We start from the raw sequence: 18922 nt of genomic DNA, 5'->3' as shown, positions 1-18922 counted from the left end.
ACTGCTGAACGGAGCCCAAATGCGAAACTGAAACGCCGGCTACGCCATGCGGACCGTCGCTCAAAGGTCCGTCATGAACATCGTGCTGATCAATCCGCCGCACACCGCCATCGGCAGCCGCGTGCCCGATGACCATCTGCCACCGCTCGGCCTGCTGGCACTGGGCGGCCCGCTTATCGACGCCGGCCATAAAGTCCGGCTGGTCGATGCCGAATTCGGGCCGATGCCGTTGGAAACGCTGGTGCGCGATGCGCTCAGCGGCCAGCCCGATTGCATCCTGATCGGCCACTCCGGCTCGACCTCGGCGCATCCCACCGCGCTCGCGATCGCCCGCATGGTCAAGGCGCTCGAGCCGGCGACGCTGGTGATCTATGGCGGCGTGTTCCCGACCTATCACTGGCGCGACATATTGGCGGCGAGCGATGTCTTCGACTTCATCGTGCGCGGCGAGGGCGAGGCAACCATCCTTGCCCTGGTCGTGGCACTGGACAATCGCCGGCCGCTGGGCGATGTCGCGGGTATCGCCTATCGCGACGATCTCGGCCGCCCCTTCGCGACGCGGCCGGCCGGGACCACTGCCAATCTGGACGAGTACCGCGTCAGCTGGGAGCTGATCGATCACCGCCGCTACAGCTATTGGGGCGGCAAGCGCGCCGTGGTCATGCAGTTTTCGCGGGGCTGCCCGCATCTGTGCAACTATTGCGGCCAGCGCGGTTTCTGGACCCGCTGGCGGCACCGCGACCCCAAGAAATTTGCGCAGGAGATTGCCTGGCTGCACCGCCAGCACGGCGTCGAACTGATCAACCTCGCCGACGAAAACCCGACCGTGTCGAAGAAGGTTTGGCGCGCCTTTCTCGATGCGCTGATCGCCGAGAACGTGCCGGTGCTGATCGTCGGCTCGACCCGGGCCGACGACATCGTGCGCGATGCCGACATCCTGCACCTCTATCGCAAGGCCGGCGTCATCCGCTGGCTGCTCGGCATGGAAAACACGGACGAACAGACGCTTCAATTGATCCGCAAGGGCGGCAGCACCTCATCCGACCGCGAGGCAATCCGGCTGCTCCGCCAGCATGGCATACTGTCCATGGCGACCTGGGTGGCCGGGTTCGAGGATGAGACCTTTCGCGATCTGTGGCGCGGCTTTCGCCAGCTGCTTGCCTATGACCCCGACCAGATCCAGGCGCTCTATGTCACGCCGCACCGCTGGACGCCGTTCTTCCGCATCGCCAAGAACCGAAAGGTGATTCAGACGGATGCCCGGCTGTGGGACTACAAGCACCAGGTGCTGCAGATGACCCGGCTGAAACCGTGGATGCTGTTCTTCTCGATCAAGCTGATCGAGGTCGCGGTGCAGTCGCGGCCGAAGGCGCTGGCGCGCATTCTCTTCCACCCCGATCCCGAACAGCGCCATTCGATGCGCTGGTACACGCAAATGGGCCGCCGCGTGTGGTTCCGCGAGGTCTGGGGTTTTCTGGCCCGCGACCGCCGCCTCAAGGATGGTCCGACGCTGGCTGAGTTCTGGGGCGCTCCGCAGGATGCCGATGAGGAATCCATGGTCGTCATGCGCCCGTCGCGCAAGCCGGCCGAAGCGGCTGTCGCGATCTCGGCCGGCGCCTGACAGGCTCGCTGCTATTCATAGATACGTACCGTATGCGTATTGACATACGCAGCGTATGTACCCACCTCATGCATATGGGACGTATGTGAGTGCCCCGGACAATGGAGTGAAAATGACCAAACGTGACGCGATCTTTCCTGCCGGCCGGCAGGCTCTCTACGAGATCAATCGCTATTCTGCTGCAATCCGATCGGGCGATCTTTTGTTCGTCTCGGGCCAGGTCGGCAGCCGCGAGGACGGGTCGCCCGAACCTGTCTTCGAAAAGCAGGTCCAGCTTGCCTTCGATAATCTCGCGGCAGTGCTGAAAGCAGCGGGCGCCACGTTCGACGATATAGTCGACGTGACCACCGTCCACACCGATCCGGCAGCGCAATGGCCCGTGATCGATGCCGTTCGGCTGAAGGTGTTCGGTGAACCGCCCTACACCAATTGGACGGCGGTCGGCGTCAACTGGTTAGCCGGCTTCGACTTCGAGATAAAGGTCATCGCGCGCCTGCCCCAGCCTGCCTAACGGCTGGCCAGCCGATCGACTGGCCGCCAAGCCAGTAGCACCTCAGGGCACGATCAGCGTGCCGGCGCCGTGTTCGGTGAACAATTCCAGCAGCACCGCATGCGGCGTCTTGCCGTTGAGGATGACGACGCCTTCGACGCCGCGCTCGATCGCCTCGATGCAGGTCTCGACTTTGGGGATCATGCCGCCCGACACCGTGCCGTCCTTGATCAGCGCCCTGGCCTCGGCCACCGTCAGCTCGTCGATCAGCTTCTTGTTCTTGTCGAGCACGCCGGGCACGTCGGTCAGGAACAAAAGGCGCGTCGCCTGGCAGGCGCCTGCAATGGCGCCGGCGAAGGTATCGGCATTGATGTTGTACGTGTGGCCGTCGCGGCCCGGCGCCACCGGCGCCAGCACCGGGATCATTTCCGAGCGTGCCAGCAGATCGAGCAGGGTGCGGTCTACCTCGACCGGCTCGCCGACGAAACCGAGATCGAGCACACGCTCGATGTTGGAGTCCGGGTCGATCATGGTCTTGCGCGCCTTTTCGGCGAACACCATGTTGCCGTCCTTGCCGCACAGGCCGATCGCCCATTCGCCCTCGGCGTTGATCAGCGCGACGATCTCCTTGTTGATCGAACCGGCCAGCACCATCTCGACGATCTCGACCGTCTTCTGGTCGGTAACGCGCAGCCCGCCTTCGAACTTGGATTCGATGCCCATCTTGGCCAGCATGGCGCCGATCTGCGGCCCGCCGCCATGGACGACGATCGGGTTGACGCCGGACTGCTTCAGCAGCGCGATGTCACGGGCGAAAGCCTTGCCGAGCTCGATATCGCCCATGGCATGACCGCCATATTTCACCACCACCGTCTTGTGCTCGTAGCGCTGCATGTAGGGCAGGGCCCGCGAGAGCAGGGCGGCCTGCATTTCGGCGGTGGCGGTGATCTCCGTCATCGGCATGGTTCCCTGGATGTGGGTAAGGACGGCGGCGTCTTAGCGGGAATTGGCCCAGGCCGCAAACAGCTTTGCTATCACGATGATGAAATCTGCCGGATCAGGCCGGCACCTTGAGCGGCGCCCGCCGCGTCAGCCAGCCGGAAATCTTCTCCATCTGCGCGGCGAGCGACAAAAGCGTCTGCTCGTCGCCGGGGCGGCCGACGGCCTGGATGCCGAGCGGCAGGCCGGCATCGGTGACATGGACCGGCAGCGCGATCGACGGCTGGCCGCTGACATTCTGGATCGCCGGCCAGTGGTGAACCACAGGCTCTTGTCCATCAATTGCCCAAACAAGGATCTGATCTCCAAGAGACGGGTCAAATGCAATTTGTCGAGCAGGTTTTCGATGAGCTCGTCGGCCCCCTTCGGGTCCATGGCGCCTCAGGCAAGCGGCGGATGCGCAATGATCGGGTTGCCTCGGCGCGCGCGATCGCAGCATCGACAAGGTCTGGCGGCGAGATCTCGCCTCTGTGCAACAGCTCTGCCAAGCCGGTCGCATCGTTCTCCCACAGCATCCGTTCGGCCGACATTGCTGTTCCCCTATCTGCGGGAGGCTAACGACAGCCGATTTCCTTGGCAACCGACCGGCGATTACTGGCGATCGGGCGCGGACATCGATTGCGTGGACAACAAGATTTCTGCCTTTGCAAATAAATCGTGATCGCTTAGCTTGTCCGTATGACGCCGCAGGATATCTCCACCCTGATTGTCCGGACCTCGATGAAGGATCGGACTGCGTTCGATCTGCTTTACCGGCAAACCAGTGCGAAACTTTTCGGCGTGTGCCTTCGTGTATTGAAGGATCGCGGAGATGCGGAAGAAGCGCTGCAAGAGGTCTTCGTCAAAGTGTGGACGAAGGCGGATCGTTTCGCTGTTTCTGATCTCAGCCCAATCTCCTGGCTGGTGGCCATAGCACGCAATCATGCGATTGATCGCATCCGGTCGCGACGCAAGCCTGCTGCCGATATCGATGCCGCGCTCGACGTGGCTGACCCCGGTCCGGGGCCAGAGGCTATGGTTGTTGCGGGCGGTGAATCCGAGCGCATCTATCAGTGCCTTGAAGAGTTGGAACAAGACCGGGCGCAAGCCGTTCGGGGTGCTTATTTGAACGGCGAAAGTTACGCCGAGCTCGCGGAACGTCACAAGGTTCCGCTCAACACGATGCGGACATGGCTGCGCCGCAGCCTGTTGAAACTTAGAGAATGTCTGGAAAGATGACCCTGGCAGAAGAAAATGGACCGGAACGTGGAGGCGACGACCTGCTCGCAGCCGAATACGTTCTCGGCGTGCTGCCGGCGGATGAGCGCCAGATAGCCTCCGGACGCATCGACGCGGAGACCGGCTTTGCCCGTCTCGTCGATTCCTGGGAAGTGAATCTCTCGCCGATGGCTGCCGCTTATGCTGAGGTAGAGCCGCCGGCCACCATCAAGCCGGCTATCGATCGCCGGCTGTTCTCCTCCACCGCGGCGTCGACGACGGCCCCGAGCGGCAGCCTGTGGTCCAGCCTTAGCTTCTGGCGCGGCCTCACCGCAGCGGCTCTCGCGGCCCTGGTGCTCTATGTCGCCGTGCCTTACGTCAGGTCGCCGGTCGTCGTGCCGCAGGAGCGCCTCGTCGCCTCGCTGGCTGCCGAAGGCAGCGATGTCAAATACCTTGTCGTCTACGACGCTTCCCGCCGCGATGTCGGCCTGTCACTGGTTTCGGGCGAACGCGCCGCCGGCAAGGACTTCGAACTGTGGATGATCGAAGGCAAGAATGCGCCGGTCTCGATGGGCGTCATTCCCGCCGGCCAGGTCACCCATATCCCGGTTACCCCGGCCGTGCAGCAGAAGCTGGCGCAGGGCGCCGTGCTCGCCGTCAGCGTCGAGCCGACGGGCGGTTCGCCGACCGGACAGCCGACCGGACCGGTCGTTGCCGCGGGCGACCTGAAGGGCATCTGATAGATCGTAAAACCATGACGTGATAATGAAGGCAGCGGAAGTAGATCTTCCGCTGTTTTCGTTTTGGATACGCTGCTGGAGATTAGAGATTCGATCTCCGGAGATAGTTCGCCGACAAGATAAAGGATAAATTTTTCCCGGCGCGCGGAAACTCAGGCAGTTCTATTCCGTATCTCCTCATGTTCCCGAAAGAGGAAACAATAACCCCGAGGAGTTCGAACACTATGCGTAGAATCGCCACCCTTTTGCTCGCCGGTACCATTGCCGTCTCCGCCCTCGCCACAATCGCCTATGCCGAGAATCCGATGGTTGGCGGCGCCGCCATGTACGCCAACAAGAACATCGTTGAGAACGCCGTCAATTCGAAGGTTCACACGACACTGGTCGCCGCCGTCAAGGCTGCCGGCCTGGTCGAGACGCTGCAGGGCGCCGGCCCGTTCACCGTGTTCGCACCGACCAATGAGGCCTTCGCCGCGCTTCCGGCTGGCACGGTCGAGTCGCTGCTCAAGCCCGAGAACAAGGACAAGCTCACCAAGATCCTGACCTGCCATGTCATCGGCGCCAAGGCGATGGGCGCCGATGTCGCCTCGATGGCCAAGGCCGATGGCGGCACCCACAAGGTCAAGACGGTCGGCGGCTGCGAGCTGTCGCTCAAGGCTGATGGCGGCAAGGTCACCGTGACCGACGAGAACGGCAATGTCGCCAAGGTCACGATCGCCGATGTCGAGCAGTCGAACGGCGTCATTCACGTCATCGACAAGGTCCTGCTGCCGAAGATGTAACAAAGCCCCTGCCGCCGACGAACAGGCGGTAAGCTCTCTGATTGCGCGGCTCCCCCCGTGGGCCGAGCAAACGACCGAGCGCTCCATCCCGTCCGCAACAAGCGCGGAGCCGGTGTGGAGCGTTCGTTTGCAGGACAACCGTCACCGGCTTTTGATTTTCCAGTGGCGGCCAAATCTGGCAAAATGATCCGCAGGAGGATTTCTGTCATGAACCGTCGAGATTTGCTTTTGAGCGGCGCCGCCATCGCTGCCGTGGCCGGCGCGGCGGCAACGTTGCGCATGGGCGGGCCCGCTAAGGCTGCCGAAACCTTCGAGGTCACCAAGACCGACGCCGAATGGCACGCCATCCTGTCCGACGAAGCCTTCAACGTGCTGCGCAAGGAAGGCACCGAGTATCCCGGCACCAGCCCGCTGCTGAACGAGCATCGCAAGGGCATTTTCGCCTGCGCCGGTTGCGACCTGCCGGTCTACCCCTCAGACACCAAGTTCGAGTCCGGCACCGGCTGGCCGAGCTTCTGGCAGGAGATTGCCAACGCCGTCGGCAAGACCGAGGACCGTTCGCTCGGCATGACCCGTACCGAGGTCCACTGCCGCCGCTGTGGCGGCCATCTCGGCCATGTCTTCGACGATGGCCCGGCGCCGACCGGCCTGCGCCATTGCATCAACGGCGTTGCGCTCAGCTTCAAGCCGGCCACTGCCTGACCGTTCGGCGTCTTTTAGCGGGGTGGGGATTTGGCGCCGGTGTGACGACCGCCTCCTATCTCTTGAAATGGGGCGAAAACAGTCAACTTCAAGAATTGGCAGACGGCTTTTTATGCGTAGATTCCGCAGCCCTTAACGAGAGGGCCAGAACCTATGCAACGAACTGAAGCACGGGCTCGCGACGGCGAGCCCAAATCCACCTCCAAATCGACCGACGGTGTTGATGCGGACCGGCCGCGAATATCCCATTCCGTGGTGATCGCCGGCGGCGGCCCGACCGGGTTGATGCTGGCCGGCGAGCTTTCCCTGGCCGGCATCGATGTCGCCATCGTCGAGCGGCGCGAGAACCAGGACCTCGCGGGCGCGCGCTCGGGCGGCCTGCATTCGCGCACCATCGAGATCTTCGACCAGCGCGGCATTGCCGATCGGTTCCTGTCGCAAGGCCAGACCGCACAGGTCGCAGGCTTCGCCGGCGTTTCGCTTGATATCAGCGACTTCCCCACCCGCCACAATTACGGGCTGGCGCTGTGGCAAAAGCACATAGAGCGCATCCTTGCTGACTGGGTCGAGGAGCTTGGCGTCACGTTCTACCGTGGCCGCGAGGTGACAGGCTTGGTGCAGGATGGCGGCGGCGTCGATGTCGCGCTGAGCGATGGCGGGTCGCTTCGTGCCGATTATCTCGTCGGCTGCGACGGCGGCAGAAGCCTCGTGCGCAAGGCGGCGGGCATCGAGTTCCCCGGTTCCGAGCCGACAACCAGCAATTTGATCGCCGAGATCGAGGTAACGGAAGAGCCGCAATGGGGTATCCACCGCGATGCCATCGGAATTCACGGCCTCAGCAGACTGGAAGACGGTACGGTGCGGGTGCTGGTGACCGAACGCGAGGTCGGGGCCGGCGGCGTGCCCACATTGCATGAGCTCAGCGAGGCGCTCATTGCCGTCTACGGCACCGATTACGGCGTCCACAATCCAACATCGCTGGCCCGCTTCACCGACATGACCCGGCAGGCAGCCTCATATCGCAAGGGGCGGGTGCTGCTGGCAGGCGACGCCGCGCACGTGCATCCACCGGACGGTGGACAGGGGCTGCAGACCGGCGTGCAGGACGCGGTCAATCTGGGCTGGAAGCTCGCCCAAGTGGTCAGGAAAACTGCGCCCGAAAGCCTGCTCGACAGCTACCAGGCGGAGCGCCACCCGATTGCCGCGCGTGTGATGAAAAACACCATGGCGTCGGTCGTGCTCCGTCGCGAAGACGAGCGCACCAAGGCGCTGCGCGATACAGTGTCGGAACTTCTCGGCATGGAAGAGCCGCGCAAGCGTTTTGCCGGCATGTTGTCCGGCCTGGACATCCACTACGATCTTGGCGAGGGGCATCCGCTGCTGGGGCGTCGCATGCCGGATCTCGACCTCGTCACCGCTGCCGGTCCGCTGCCGGTTTTCGCCCTGCTGCACGACGCTCGGCCGCTGCTGCTTAATCTTGGTGAGCCCGGCGCTTTTGGTATCGGCCAGTGGGTGGAGCGGATTCAGCTGGTCGACGCCAGCTACGATGGCGCGTGGGAGCTTCCGGTGCTGGGGGCAGTCGAAGCCCCATGCGCAGTGCTGGTCCGGCCTGACGGTTATGTGGCCTGGGTCGGCGGCCCTGAAGCAGCCGGGCTAACCGACTCGCTGACCAAATGGTTTGGGCCGCCTCGACCAAGGAGCTTGACAACGATCGATGCTTAAGCGTGACCCCGGAAATCGGGGGTGATTTCCGGGGTCACACATGAGGGCGCCAGGCGGGGGATCCGGCGCGCTCAATGGCCTCCGCCACCGCTGCCCGCGGGCGGCGCCGGCTTGGCGATGACCAGGGTGAAGACCGCCATGGTCGCGAACAGCACGGTCAGCATGGTGAACACATCCATGAACGACAGCAGCGACGCCTGCTGCTGGACCATGCCCGACAGTTTGGAGATCGCCGCCTTAGTGGCGTCGAGGCCGGGAGTCTGCTGGAAGTCGAGCGTCATGTTCTGCAGCTTGGTCTGCGCCGCCGCACTGCCCCATTCCACATGCTCGGCCAGCCTGGCGTAGTGGAAGGCGCTGCGATCGATCAGCACGGTGTTGATGACGGCAAGGCCGACCGCACCGCCGAGGTTGCGGGTCAGGTTGAACAGGCCCGACGCGTTCTTCAGCCGGTCCGGCGGCAAGGTGCCGAGCGCAATGTTGTTGATCGGCACCATGCACAGCATCATCGAGCTGCCGCGCAGGATCTGCGGGATCAGCAATTCCCAGAAATCCCAGTCGGCGGTCAGATGCGTCATCCACCATGTGCCGGCAGCGAAACCGAACAGCCCGATCATCATCATGATGCGCAAGTCCATCTTGCTCGACAGGATGCCGGAAATCGGCGCAGTGACGAACATCGCCAGGCCGCTGACGAACAGGGCTTCGCCGATCATCAAGGAATCGTAGCCGCGGATGCGTCCGAGGAACACCGGGTAGAGATAGGTCAGACCGTACAGGCCGATGCCGATGACGAAGGAGAACAGCGAACCGAAGGCGAAATTGACGTTGGTGAAGGCCCTGAGATCGACGATCGGCTCCTCGGCGGTAAAGGCGCGCCAGAAGAACAGCGCCGCACCGACAACCATGATGATGGCGCAGATGAACACGGCCTGTTCCTGCAGCCAGTCATGGTTCGGACCTTCCTCGAGCACATATTCCATGCAGCCGAGGAACGCCGCCATGCCGGCAAGGCCCCACCAGTCGAACTTGCTGAACAGGCCGAGATTGGGCTTGTCGAAATCGATCAGGGTCCAAGTCGTGACCGTCACCAGAATGCCTGGAATGACATTGATGAGGAACAGCCAGTGCCACGACATGGCATGGCTGATATAGCCGCCGACGGTCGGGCCGATGGTCGGCGCCAGCGTCGCCACCAGGCCGATCATCGGCGACACCATGGCGCGGCGCGACGGCGGGAAGATGGTGAAGGCGGCGGCGAAAACGCTCGGGATCATGCCGCCGCCGATAAAGCCCTGGATGGCTCGGTAGACGATCATCTGGTCGATGTTGGTGGCGGTCGCGGCCAGCGCGCTGGCCGCCGTGAAGCCGGCCGCGGCGCCTGCAAACAGCACGCGCGTCGACAGCATCCGGCTGAGGAAGCCCGACAGCGGGATCATCACCACTTCGGCGATCAGATAGGCGGTCTGCACCCATGGGATTTCGTCGGAACTGGCGCTGAGGCCGGCCTGGATCTCGGCCAGCGAGGCTGAGACGATCTGGATGTCGAGGATCGCCATGAACATGCCGAACACCATCGCCAGGAAGGCGATGAGGCGGCGCGTCGAGATGGTCGTCGGTACCGCCGGCATGGCAGGCGCCGGCGCCGCTCCTGCTGTTATGGTTGCGGTTGCCATGGCATTGCTCCCGGCGTTCGCTCAGTTCGCCGCGGCCGGAGCCGTGCGGCTGTCGACGGCGACGACGACGCTCAGGCCGGCGCGCAGCCTGCCTGCCTTCAGCACATCGGCCGGCACGTCGATGCGAACCGGGATGCGCTGCACCACCTTGGTGAAGTTGCCGGTGGCATTTTCCGGCGGCAGCAGCGAGAACACCGCACCCGAAGCCGGCGCCAGCGACGACACCGTGCCTTCGAAATCATGGCCGTCCGTGGCGTCGACCGAGACCCGCACCTTCTCGCCGGGCACCAGCTTGGCCAGCTGCGTCTCCTTGAAGTTGGCAACGATGTAGAGCTTGTCCAGCGGCACCACGACGGCGAGCTTCTGGCCGGGGCTGACGAGGTCGCCCTGCTCGACCGAGCGGTTGCCGACGACGCCGTCATAAGGCGCCTTGAGCACGGTGAAGGACAGATCGCGCGCGGCCTTGTCGCGGTTCAGCCGCAGCGAAGCCAGCGTGCTGGCCGATTCGGCGCGCTGCGCTTCGAACACGCCGATATTGGCCTGTGCGGCTGCAATCTGCGCGTCGGCGCCGACAAGGGCCGCATTGGCCTGGTCGAGAGCGGTCTGGGCATCGTCCAGTTGCGCCTGTGTGCCGACATGCGTCTTGACCAGTTGCGCGGCGCGCTGCTGGGCGCGAGCGGCGTTGTCGGCTGCCGCCTGGTCGGCGACCTTCTGCGCCTGCGCCTGTTGCAGCGAAGCTTGCGCCGCCTTGGTCTGCGCGTCGATACGGTCGAGCGTCTTGGCCAGCGTGGCGATCTGCGCCTCCGCCTGGGCAACGGCTATTCTGTAGTCGCCGTCGTCGATCGTCAGCAGCGGATCGCCGGCCTTGACCTGCTGGTTCTCCGAGACCTTGACTTGATCGACATAGCCGGAAATCTTCGGCGAGACGAACGACATGTCGGCCTGGACATAGGCATCGTCGGTCGAGATCAGGAACCGGCCGTCGGTCCAGTAATTATAGCCATACCAGGCCCCGGCGCTGAGCAGAGCGAGGCCGATGATCGGCAGCATGAACGAGCGAGCCGACCGCTTCTTCTTGGCCGGCACCTCGGCCAAAACTTCGGCGGCAGGCTTGATGGGCGCTTCCGGCGCTTCGATAACCGGCGAGACCTTGGCGTTGGGAAAGGGGCGGACTTCGGCGGTGGTTGGCGTGTTCGAGGACATGATATCTCGCTACCGTAGCTATATAAGGAAAATGTGTTATACTGAACCGTTCGGTTCGATGTGAACGTTGACATAGCGCTAAAGCAGGCCCATATCAAGAGCAATCGAACCGCTCGGTTCGAATTATTTCGCGAGGTGTGACTTTAATGGCCGACACGTTACCCGACGTCGAAAATGATCCGTGCGATGTGCTGGATAGTGCGCGTCGCGGCCGCCCGGCGGCGGGCCAGGATCCGGTCAAGCGCAGCCAGATTATCGAGGGCGCGCGGCGCGTGTTCATCGACAAGGGCTTCGAAGCGGCGTCGATGAACGACATTACCCGCGAGGCTGGCGTCTCCAAGGGCACGATCTATGTCTACTTCGCCAACAAGGAAGAGCTGTTCGAGGCGCTGATCGAGGAAGAGCGCGGCACCATCTTCAAGAACATGTACGACATGCTCGACCGCGCCGACGATCTGCGCCAGACGCTGGTGAAGTTCGGCAAGGTGCTGTCGATGAAGATCACCTCGGCCAAGGTCATCCAGGCGCAACGCACCGTGATCGGCGCCTCCGACAGGATACCCGACATGGGCGCGCGGTTTTACGAACGCGGCCCCAAACGCGGCCACGACAAGGTGGTCAAGTTCCTCAATGCAGCCATCGAACGCGGCCTGCTCAAGATCGATGATGTCGATCTTGCCGCCTATCAATTCACCGAACTGTGCCTCGCCGGCCTGTTTCGCCAGTGCATCTTCGCCTACCGCACCAAGGCGCCGAGCCAGGATGAAATCGACCACATCGTGCGGTCGGGCGTCAGCCTGTTCCTGAAGTCCTACGGCACTGAAAAGCTTGCCGAGGAAGAAAGCCACCAGATGATCGCGCTCGAGGCGAAGTCCAAGGCAAAGGCCTAGTTAGCCAAAGGTCTTTTTTCGCAACTCCGGACGGAAAACCGCTTCACACTTTTCCCGGAGTTGCTTTTAACCGCCATTGGCCGCCAGCACGATCGCCGCGCGCAGTTCGTCCAGACCCTCGCCCTTTTCCGACGACGTGGCGAGCACGAACGGAAACGCCGCCGGCCGCTTCTTGATCTTCAGTAATGTCTCTTCGATCAGCTGCGGCACGCCGGCGGCCTTGATCTTGTCGGTCTTGGTCAGCACGATCTGGTAGGACACCGCCGCCTTGTCGAGCAGCGACAGCACTTCGTCGTCCTTGGCTTTGATGCCATGGCGGGAATCTATCAGCACATAGACCCGCTTCAGCGTCACGCGGCCCTTGAGATAGTCGAAGACCAGCTTGGTCCAATCGTCCACCTTTTCCTTCGGCGCGCTGGCATAGCCGTAGCCCGGCATGTCGACCAGCGCCATTGGCGGCAAGTCGGTGCCTTCGCCGGAAAACCCGCCCGGCACGAAATAGTTGAGCTCCTGCGTGCGCCCCGGCGTGTTGGAGGTGCGCGCCAGCCCGTTATGGCCGACCAGCGCATTGATCAGCGACGACTTGCCGACATTGGAGCGGCCGGCAAAGGCGATCTCCGGCGGCCCCTCCGGCGGCAGGAACTTCATCGCCGGCACGCCGCGGATGAAGATCCACCCCTTGGTGAACAGGTCGGTTCCGATGACGGTGTTGCCCAGCGCGTTCAAATCGCTGCCTCCAGCCTGGAAATATCGGCGCCCCGAATGGCGTTGAGGTTGCGGCCGATCTTGTCCACCGGCCAGTTCCACCACGCCACGGAAAGCAGCCGCCTGACCGTCCTGTCGTCGAAACGCATCTTCACCACCTTTGCCGCATTGCCGGCGACGATCGCATAGGCCGGCACGTCATGCGTCACCACCGATTTCGCCGCCACGATGGCGCCATTGCCGACCGACACGCCGGGCATGATCACCGCATCCATGCCGATCCATACATCATTGCCGACCACCGTGTCGCCGCGCAGTTCCTGCGACCACGTCTTCGGGTCGAAGCCTTGCTCCCAGCCATGGCCGAAAATGTTGAACGGATAGGTGGAAAAGCCGGACATGGCATGGTTGGCGCCGTTCATGATGAAGCGCGCGCCCTCGGCGATGGCGCAGAACTTGCCGATGATCAGCTTGTCGCCGATGAAGGGATAATGATGCAGCACGCACCGCTCGGCGAATTTGTCCGGTCCGTCAGGATCGTCATAGTAGGTGAACTCGCCGATCTCGATATTCGGCGCGGTGACCAGGGGCTTGAGGAAGCCGACGCGGGTGTGCATCGGGATCGGGTGTTTGATGTCTGGGTTGGGTCCGTCCATGGCGAGATCCGTCGAGAGTGGCGCAAATTAAAGCCGCCATTCGAGATGGCGTGATCCGCCCTATAGCACCAATCGCCCGATGAGCGAGCCCTGCTGGGCTTCGATGTTCAGTTCGTGCCGCGGCAGATCACGATCAGGTCGACCGCCGCCGTCGGCTAAGGCGCCCTGAAACAAAAAAACGGGGCCCTGCGAAGGACAAGCAGGACCCCGGTGGTGTCGAAGACGGCTTCAAAAGAATGGCACCTCCTCGTGAGGTGGGGAAGGCAGACCGAGAAAGCCCGTCGCAGCCCGCCGTCATTCCCCGTTGCGTAAAGCCGTTACTTCGGCAACAGCACCTTGTTGACGACGTGGATGACGCCGTTCGACTGGTTGACGTCGGCGACCGTTACCTTGGCGGCGCCGCCGGATTCGTCGACGATATAAAGCGCGCCTTTTTTTACCTCGGCGATCAGCGTGTCGCCGCTGACGGTCTTCATTTCATACTTGCCACCCATCGCCTTGGCCTTGGTCATCATATCCTTGGCCGAGATCTTGCCGGCCACGACATGGGCGGTCAGGATCTTGGTCAGCTTGTCCTTATTTTCGGGCTTCACCAGCGTGGCGACGGTGCCGGCCGGCAGTTTCTTGAAGGCGGAATCGGTCGGCGCAAACACCGTGAAGGGTCCCGCGCTTTCCAGCGTGTCGACCAGGCCGGCGGCCTTGACGGCGGCAACCAGCGTCTTGTGGATCGGCGAGTTGAGGGCGTTCTCGACGATGTTCTTCGAGGTCAGCATCGCAGCGCCGCCAACGGCGGGATTGGCGAGCGTATAGGCCGTCGTAGCTGCGAGGCCCGATAGAGCCAGGCCGGCGGAAAAGCAGAATGCCTTGAGGATGGACTTTGCCATTGGAGAACCCTTCTGGTGCGACAATTGTTGATTCGATTGTCGGGAAGAGTTACGCGGAGATTGCGGGAAAGTTTCGGTGCAGAGTAAAAAAGGATAATGATAACAAATATTTAAAGGCGAATGCCCATTCCACGCGCCGCATCCCCGCGATGGACATGACGGGGTCACGGATCAAAAACAGCGGTCTTCGGATTAGAGCTGATCGGTGTTGATCGGCCTTGGCGGTACAAGCAGCAGCCACGCCGGTTGCACGCCGCAAGTTTCGCGCCTCACGGGAACGTGATGCGCGCCTCGTCCACAAAAAACACCGGACGAGCCGGGGCTTTGATTGCCACGCTGTTTATTCAGCTGGCGAGGGTTTCTTTCGGAACAATGCCGTCAGATTGTCCCACAATTCGATCTTGGCGCCCTGGCGCTTCATGATCACGCCCTGCTGCAGGATCGACAGCGTGTTGTTCCAGGCCCAGTAGATGACGAGGCCGGCCGGGAAGCTGCCCATCATGAAGGTGAAGATCACCGGCATCCAGGTGAAGATCTGCGCCTGCGTCGGATCCGGCGGCGTCGGGTTCATGCGCATCTGCAGGAACATGGTGATGCCCATGACGACCGCCCAGGCGCCCATATGCGGCAGGAATGCCGGCGGCGCGAAGGGCAGCAGGCCGAACAGGTTGAAGACCGAGGTCGGATCGGGCGCGGCCAGATCCTGGACCCAGCCGAAGAACGGCGCGTGCCGCATCTCGATGGTGATGTAGAGCACCTTGTAGAGCGAGAAGAACACCGGGATCTGCAGCGCCACCGGCCAGCAGCCGGCGAGCGGATTGATCTTCTCGGTCTTGTACAGCTCCATCATCGCCTGTTGCTGCTTCATCTTGTCGTCCGCGTATTTCTCGCGGATCTCGAGCATCTTGGGCTGCACCTTCTTCATGTTCGCCATCGACGCATAGGATTTGTTGGCGAGCGGGAAGAAGAGGGTTTTGACGACGACGGTGGTGGCAAGGATGGCCAGACCGAAATTGCCGAAGAATTTGTACAGCGTGTCGATCAGGTAGAACATCGGCTTGGTGATCCAGATGAACCATCCCCAATCGATCAGCCGGTCGAACAGCCTGATCTGGCGATCCTGGGCGTAGGCGTTGATCTTGTTGACTTCCTTGGCGCCGGCGAAGATCTCGGTCTCGACCGTCGCCGACTGGCCGGCGGCAATGGTGATCGGGTCGGTGAGGAAGTCCGACTGGTAGCGCGGGCGGCCATTGTCGTAATAGGCATAGTGCGGCTGGAAGGGCTGCTTCTCGGTCGGCACCAGGGTGACCGCCCAATATTTGTCGGTGATGCCAAGCCAGCCATCGGTCGATTTGCTCGGCGTATAGAGCTTGTTCTTCTCGATGTCGGCGTATTTGTGCTCCTGCAGGCCTTCGGTTCCCGTGACGCCGATCAGGCCTTCATGCAGCACATAGGAGCTGGCGACGGCCGGCTTGTCGAAACGGATGACGCGGCCGTAATTGGACAGCGTGACGGGGGTCGAGCCTGAATTCTGCACCGCATCGGAAACGGTGAACATGTAGTCGCCGTCGACGGAGATCGTGCGCTTGAAGGTCAGGCCCTTGTCGTTGGTGAAGGTCAGCGTCACTGGCGTCGCCGGCGTCAGCGTCGCATTGCCGTCGACGCTCCAGACCGTTTCCGGGCCCGGCACCGTGCCGGTCGTGTCGCTGCCGACAAAGCCGATCTCGGCATAATAGCCGGTGGGCAGCGCCTGCGGATTGAGCAGCTGGATCTGCGGCGATGTCTTGTCGACCGTCTCGGTGTAGTGCTTGAGCTTTAGGTCGTCGAGGCGGGCGCCGGTGAGGTTGATCGAGCCCGACAGGCTCGGCGTGTCGATGTTGACGCGGGCCGTCTTGGCCACTTCCTGCGCGCGGCCTTCCGGCGTCGTGACATAGGTGCCGGGCGCGTTTGGAATGGCGCCGGGCGCCGCGGGCGCCGGCGTGCCGCCGGGATTGGCGGCCTCGGCCGCCTTCTTCTGCTCCGCCGCCCGCTGCTCTTCGATGCGGGCCGCCTCGCGCTGCTGTTCGCTCCGCGGCAGCACATAGAAATATTGCCACAGCCCGAGGATCAGCACCGACAAGACGATGGTGATGTAGAAGTTCCGGTTATTTTCCATCGAAAGCCCTTGGCCTATCGTGTTCCGCTGAGACGGCGGGAGAGTTCGGCCTTCAAGTGGCCGAACGGAATGGTGAGCACGTCTTCACGCCCGACAATGACATAGTCATTGCCGGGCGCCATGTCACTTGCGGCATGGGTGCGCACGGCTTCTTTCAGCCGCCGCCTGACGCGGTTGCGCACAACCGCATTGCCGACCTTCTTGGTGACGGTGAAGCCGACGCGCGGCGGCAGACCGTCTTTGCGGTCGAGAACTTCAACGAGAAAAAGCCGCCCGCGCCGCTTTTCACCGCGGCGGACGGCCAGGAATTCCGCACGTTTCAGAAGCCGCTTGGGGTTTGGTCCCACTGGCTTGCCGGTTGCGGGCAACGATCTCGTCTTCCGTTCAGGCGCTGAGCCGCTTGCGGCCGCGGTTGCGGCGAGCTGCGACGACGCCGCGACCACCCTTGGTGGCCATGCGAGCACGGAAACCGTGCCGGCGTTTGCGGACGAGTTTGGACGGTTGGTAGGTACGCTTCATTTGTTTTAATACCGCGGGGTGCGGCCCTTCTTGATTCTGTCACTGTGTAACAGGAGCTTTGCCGGGCCGGCATTGGCGCGATCGAAACCGCGCCGGGACGAATGGCCCGAGCGTGAGCGGCTTATAGAAAGAAGGGTTTTGGGAGTCAATCCAGCGCGAACTATGAGTTCGTCGCAGCGCGAACGCCAGTTCGTCGCAGTGCGAACTGCCAGTTCGTCACGACGCGACACCCCGTTCGTCGCGGCGCGAACACCCAGTTCGAGGCTATCTTTATTGCTGGCACCATCGTCCAACGAAGGATGAAATTGGCAAAAAAGCCGCAATCACCTAATCTCAACCGATCAAGCGTTTGTGAAGACAGGCCTTAATGAGCGAAGTTGCATCAGCGGATGAAGGGAGCGGCCCGGCGACAGCCGATGCCAGCCCGGCGACCGTTCGCCCGGTTGCGAGCCGTTCGGTGCCCAATCGTTCAGTGCCCTTGGCGCGCGGCCTGTCGACCAAGCTGCTCTTGCTCACCATTGTCTTCGTGCTCCTGGCCGAAGTCCTCATTTTCCTGCCCTGGATCGCCAGCTACCGCCTGGCCTGGCTGAAGGAGCGGCTAAGCACCGCTGCCGCGGTGTCGATCGTGCTGGTGCAGGGCGAGCCCAATTCGCTCTCCCGCGCCGCCCAGAACGACGTGCTGATGGCAATCGGCGCCAAGGCGATCGCGGTGCGCGACGGCGGCGTATCGCGCCTGCTGGTGGTGGCCGAGATGCCGCCGCAGGTCGACGAGCATATCGACATCGCCAATGTCGGCATGATCAAGGGCATGACCGGGGCGCTGGATACGCTGTTCTTCGGCGGCAAGCGCATGCTCAGGGTGTTCGGCCCGGTCGGCGACAGCGACAAGGAATTCGAGCTGATCATGCCCGACTATTCCCTGCGCAACGCCATGCTGCGCTATTCGCGCAACGTCGCCTTCGTCTCGCTGCTGATCTCGTTGTTCACCGCAATGCTGGTCTATGCCGCGATTGACCTGATCATGATCGGCCCGATCCGCACCATGACGCGCTCGATGCTGTCCTTCTCCGAGGCGCCCGACGATCCAGGGCGCATCATCCACCCGGCCGCCCGCGCCGACGAGATCGGCGTTGCCGAGCGCGAACTGTCGCAGATGCAGGAACGGCTGCAAAAGATGCTGTCGGAGCAGAAGCACCTTGCCGACCTTGGCCTCGCCGTCTCCAAGATCAACCACGACATGCGCAACATCCTGGCCTCGGCGCAGCTGATGTCGGACCGCCTGCGCCTGGTCAAGGACCCGACCGTGCAGGCCTTCGCGCCAAAGCTGTTGCGCGCGCTCGACCGCGCCGTCTCCTATTCCGAAGGCGTGCTCCACTATGGCCGCACGCAGGAGCCGGCGCCCTCACGCCGCCGCTTGCGGCTGCGCCAGCTGGTCGACGACGTCCACGGCCTGCTCGACATCGAGGACGGCATCGAATTCGTCAATGCCGTCGAGCTCGCCTTCGAGGTCGATGCCGATTCCGACCAGCTGTTTCGCGTGCTCACCAATCTGTGTCGCAACGCGGTCCAGGCGATGGCGGCCGACGCCGAGAGCGCGCTGGTGCGCCGGCTCGCCGTATCGGCCGAGCGCATAGGCAGCGTAAGCCGCATCATTGTCACCGACACCGGTCCCGGCCTGCCGGCGAAGGCACGAGAAAACCTGTTCGCGGCGTTTCGCGGCTCGGCCCGCAGCGGCGGCACCGGCCTTGGCCTGGCCATCGCGCATGAACTGATCCGCGCCCATGGCGGCACGGTGGAGCTGGTCGAATCGATCGGCGGACGCACCACCTTCGCCGTCACCATCCCCGACCAGCCGGTCCGCCTCGACCAGGCCCGCAGCGGCCTGCGCCGCCCGGCCTGAGCTGTATTTGATATTCAGCCGAAGCCGGACTGAGCTGAATCTCAGCACCCCTTGATCGGCACCGTCGAAGCAGCTGCGACAAAA

The 18922-nt window shown here is 62.9% G+C and carries 20 protein-coding genes; 10 read left to right on the top strand and 10 right to left on the bottom strand.

What is annotated here, in order from left to right:
* The first annotated feature begins 73 nt into the window (after window positions 1–73).
* Together bchE and NKJ76_RS11325 are read left to right on the top strand one after the other, a co-directional pair.
* The gene (gene bchE, locus NKJ76_RS11330; protein WP_352537427.1) at window positions 74–1621 is read left to right on the top strand and encodes a magnesium-protoporphyrin IX monomethyl ester anaerobic oxidative cyclase; all 1548 of its coding nucleotides are present in this window, start codon (window positions 74–76) and stop codon (window positions 1619–1621) included.
* A 112-nt stretch (window positions 1622–1733) separates the two neighbouring features.
* Window positions 1734–2132 (top strand): RidA family protein, encoded by a 399-nt coding sequence (locus tag NKJ76_RS11325; protein WP_352537426.1) that lies wholly within the window; start codon window positions 1734–1736, stop codon window positions 2130–2132.
* Window positions 2133–2174: 42 nt separating this feature from the next.
* On the opposite strand, the gene argB is transcribed toward NKJ76_RS11325, so the two are convergent.
* Both argB and NKJ76_RS11315 read right to left on the bottom strand, forming a co-directional pair.
* Window positions 2175–3068, bottom strand: coding sequence for an acetylglutamate kinase (argB, locus tag NKJ76_RS11320; RefSeq protein ID WP_031209616.1), 894 nt, complete (start codon window positions 3066–3068; stop codon window positions 2175–2177).
* Between the two features lie 100 nt (window positions 3069–3168).
* The gene (locus tag NKJ76_RS11315; RefSeq protein WP_352537425.1) at window positions 3169–3375 is read right to left on the bottom strand and encodes an amidase family protein; all 207 of its coding nucleotides are present in this window, start codon (window positions 3373–3375) and stop codon (window positions 3169–3171) included.
* A 56-nt stretch (window positions 3376–3431) separates the two neighbouring features.
* Between NKJ76_RS11315 and NKJ76_RS11310 the strand changes: the two genes are divergently transcribed.
* From NKJ76_RS11310 to NKJ76_RS11285, 6 genes are all read left to right on the top strand, one after another.
* Entirely contained in the window at window positions 3432–3668 is a 237-nt protein-coding gene (locus tag NKJ76_RS11310) for a hypothetical protein (protein ID WP_023696029.1), read from the top strand.
* A 120-nt stretch (window positions 3669–3788) separates the two neighbouring features.
* Window positions 3789–4328 (top strand): sigma-70 family RNA polymerase sigma factor, encoded by a 540-nt coding sequence (locus NKJ76_RS11305; protein ID WP_023673234.1) that lies wholly within the window; start codon window positions 3789–3791, stop codon window positions 4326–4328.
* Window positions 4325–5047, top strand: coding sequence for an anti-sigma factor (locus tag NKJ76_RS11300; protein ID WP_352537424.1), 723 nt, complete (start codon window positions 4325–4327; stop codon window positions 5045–5047). The genes NKJ76_RS11305 and NKJ76_RS11300 overlap by 4 nt, the downstream gene beginning before the upstream one ends.
* 224 nt (window positions 5048–5271) lie before the next feature.
* Window positions 5272–5829: a fasciclin domain-containing protein gene (locus NKJ76_RS11295; protein WP_352537423.1), complete on the top strand. Its 558-nt coding sequence runs from the start codon at window positions 5272–5274 to the stop codon at window positions 5827–5829.
* Window positions 5830–6036: 207 nt separating this feature from the next.
* Window positions 6037–6531, top strand: coding sequence for a peptide-methionine (R)-S-oxide reductase MsrB (gene msrB / locus NKJ76_RS11290; protein ID WP_031215510.1), 495 nt, complete (start codon window positions 6037–6039; stop codon window positions 6529–6531).
* Between the two features lie 153 nt (window positions 6532–6684).
* On the top strand, window positions 6685–8253 hold the full coding sequence (locus tag NKJ76_RS11285; RefSeq protein ID WP_352537422.1) for an FAD-dependent monooxygenase: 1569 nt from the start codon (window positions 6685–6687) through the stop codon (window positions 8251–8253).
* Window positions 8254–8324: 71 nt separating this feature from the next.
* Here the strand turns inward: NKJ76_RS11285 and NKJ76_RS11280 are convergent, their stop codons facing one another.
* Complete coding sequence (locus NKJ76_RS11280; RefSeq protein WP_023755369.1) at window positions 8325–9926, bottom strand: DHA2 family efflux MFS transporter permease subunit; 1602 nt, start codon at window positions 9924–9926, stop codon at window positions 8325–8327.
* 21 nt (window positions 9927–9947) lie between these two features.
* Entirely contained in the window at window positions 9948–11129 is a 1182-nt protein-coding gene (locus tag NKJ76_RS11275) for an HlyD family secretion protein (protein ID WP_023687455.1), read from the bottom strand.
* A gap of 146 nt (window positions 11130–11275) precedes the next feature.
* Between NKJ76_RS11275 and NKJ76_RS11270 the strand changes: the two genes are divergently transcribed.
* Complete coding sequence (locus NKJ76_RS11270; protein WP_023681357.1) at window positions 11276–12019, top strand: TetR/AcrR family transcriptional regulator; 744 nt, start codon at window positions 11276–11278, stop codon at window positions 12017–12019.
* A 66-nt stretch (window positions 12020–12085) separates the two neighbouring features.
* Here the strand turns inward: NKJ76_RS11270 and yihA are convergent, their stop codons facing one another.
* The 6 genes from yihA to rpmH all read right to left on the bottom strand — a co-directional run bounded on the left by yihA (window position 12086) and on the right by rpmH (window position 16938).
* Complete coding sequence (gene yihA / locus NKJ76_RS11265; RefSeq protein WP_023673242.1) at window positions 12086–12745, bottom strand: ribosome biogenesis GTP-binding protein YihA/YsxC; 660 nt, start codon at window positions 12743–12745, stop codon at window positions 12086–12088.
* Window positions 12742–13380 (bottom strand): CatB-related O-acetyltransferase, encoded by a 639-nt coding sequence (locus NKJ76_RS11260; RefSeq protein ID WP_023681358.1) that lies wholly within the window; start codon window positions 13378–13380, stop codon window positions 12742–12744. The genes yihA and NKJ76_RS11260 overlap by 4 nt, the downstream gene beginning before the upstream one ends.
* A gap of 317 nt (window positions 13381–13697) precedes the next feature.
* On the bottom strand, window positions 13698–14264 hold the full coding sequence (locus tag NKJ76_RS11255) for a fasciclin domain-containing protein (protein WP_023673244.1): 567 nt from the start codon (window positions 14262–14264) through the stop codon (window positions 13698–13700).
* Window positions 14265–14604: 340 nt separating this feature from the next.
* Window positions 14605–16419: a membrane protein insertase YidC gene (yidC, locus tag NKJ76_RS11250; RefSeq protein WP_023681359.1), complete on the bottom strand. Its 1815-nt coding sequence runs from the start codon at window positions 16417–16419 to the stop codon at window positions 14605–14607.
* A gap of 14 nt (window positions 16420–16433) precedes the next feature.
* On the bottom strand, window positions 16434–16787 hold the full coding sequence (rnpA, locus tag NKJ76_RS11245; protein WP_023681360.1) for a ribonuclease P protein component: 354 nt from the start codon (window positions 16785–16787) through the stop codon (window positions 16434–16436).
* 16 nt (window positions 16788–16803) lie between these two features.
* A complete protein-coding gene (gene rpmH, locus NKJ76_RS11240) occupies window positions 16804–16938 on the bottom strand; it encodes a 50S ribosomal protein L34 (RefSeq protein ID WP_008833937.1) in 135 nt (44 codons plus the stop codon).
* A 367-nt stretch (window positions 16939–17305) separates the two neighbouring features.
* Here rpmH and NKJ76_RS11235 point away from each other — a divergent pair, with 367 nt between their 5' ends.
* Window positions 17306–18838 carry an ATP-binding protein gene (locus NKJ76_RS11235; protein WP_023728827.1) on the top strand — a complete coding sequence of 511 codons (1533 nt, stop codon included), beginning with the start codon at window positions 17306–17308 and terminating at the stop codon, window positions 18836–18838.
* Window positions 18839–18922: the final 84 nt, after the last annotated feature.

The sequence above is a fragment of the Mesorhizobium sp. M0029 genome, from assembly GCF_040323735.1.
In the GTDB taxonomy this organism is placed as follows: Bacteria; Pseudomonadota; Alphaproteobacteria; order Rhizobiales; family Rhizobiaceae; genus Mesorhizobium.
This window is presented reverse-complemented; position numbering and strand designations above follow the sequence as displayed.

Coding starts and splice junctions, on each gene's coding strand:
- bchE (WP_352537427.1), top strand. CDS start 74: ATGAACATCGTGCTGATCAATCCGCCGCACACCGCCATCGGCAGCCGC.
- NKJ76_RS11325 (WP_352537426.1), top strand. CDS start 1,734: ATGACCAAACGTGACGCGATCTTTCCTGCCGGCCGGCAGGCTCTCTAC.
- argB (WP_031209616.1), bottom strand. CDS start 3,068: ATGACGGAGATCACCGCCACCGCCGAAATGCAGGCCGCCCTGCTCTCG.
- NKJ76_RS11310 (WP_023696029.1), top strand. CDS start 3,432: ATGCAATTTGTCGAGCAGGTTTTCGATGAGCTCGTCGGCCCCCTTCGG.
- NKJ76_RS11305 (WP_023673234.1), top strand. CDS start 3,789: ATGACGCCGCAGGATATCTCCACCCTGATTGTCCGGACCTCGATGAAG.
- NKJ76_RS11300 (WP_352537424.1), top strand. CDS start 4,325: ATGACCCTGGCAGAAGAAAATGGACCGGAACGTGGAGGCGACGACCTG.
- NKJ76_RS11295 (WP_352537423.1), top strand. CDS start 5,272: ATGCGTAGAATCGCCACCCTTTTGCTCGCCGGTACCATTGCCGTCTCC.
- msrB (WP_031215510.1), top strand. CDS start 6,037: ATGAACCGTCGAGATTTGCTTTTGAGCGGCGCCGCCATCGCTGCCGTG.
- NKJ76_RS11285 (WP_352537422.1), top strand. CDS start 6,685: ATGCAACGAACTGAAGCACGGGCTCGCGACGGCGAGCCCAAATCCACC.
- NKJ76_RS11280 (WP_023755369.1), bottom strand. CDS start 9,926: ATGGCAACCGCAACCATAACAGCAGGAGCGGCGCCGGCGCCTGCCATG.
- NKJ76_RS11275 (WP_023687455.1), bottom strand. CDS start 11,129: ATGTCCTCGAACACGCCAACCACCGCCGAAGTCCGCCCCTTTCCCAAC.
- NKJ76_RS11270 (WP_023681357.1), top strand. CDS start 11,276: ATGGCCGACACGTTACCCGACGTCGAAAATGATCCGTGCGATGTGCTG.
- NKJ76_RS11260 (WP_023681358.1), bottom strand. CDS start 13,380: ATGGACGGACCCAACCCAGACATCAAACACCCGATCCCGATGCACACC.
- NKJ76_RS11255 (WP_023673244.1), bottom strand. CDS start 14,264: ATGGCAAAGTCCATCCTCAAGGCATTCTGCTTTTCCGCCGGCCTGGCT.
- yidC (WP_023681359.1), bottom strand. CDS start 16,419: ATGGAAAATAACCGGAACTTCTACATCACCATCGTCTTGTCGGTGCTG.
- rpmH (WP_008833937.1), bottom strand. CDS start 16,938: ATGAAGCGTACCTACCAACCGTCCAAACTCGTCCGCAAACGCCGGCAC.
- NKJ76_RS11235 (WP_023728827.1), top strand. CDS start 17,306: ATGAGCGAAGTTGCATCAGCGGATGAAGGGAGCGGCCCGGCGACAGCC.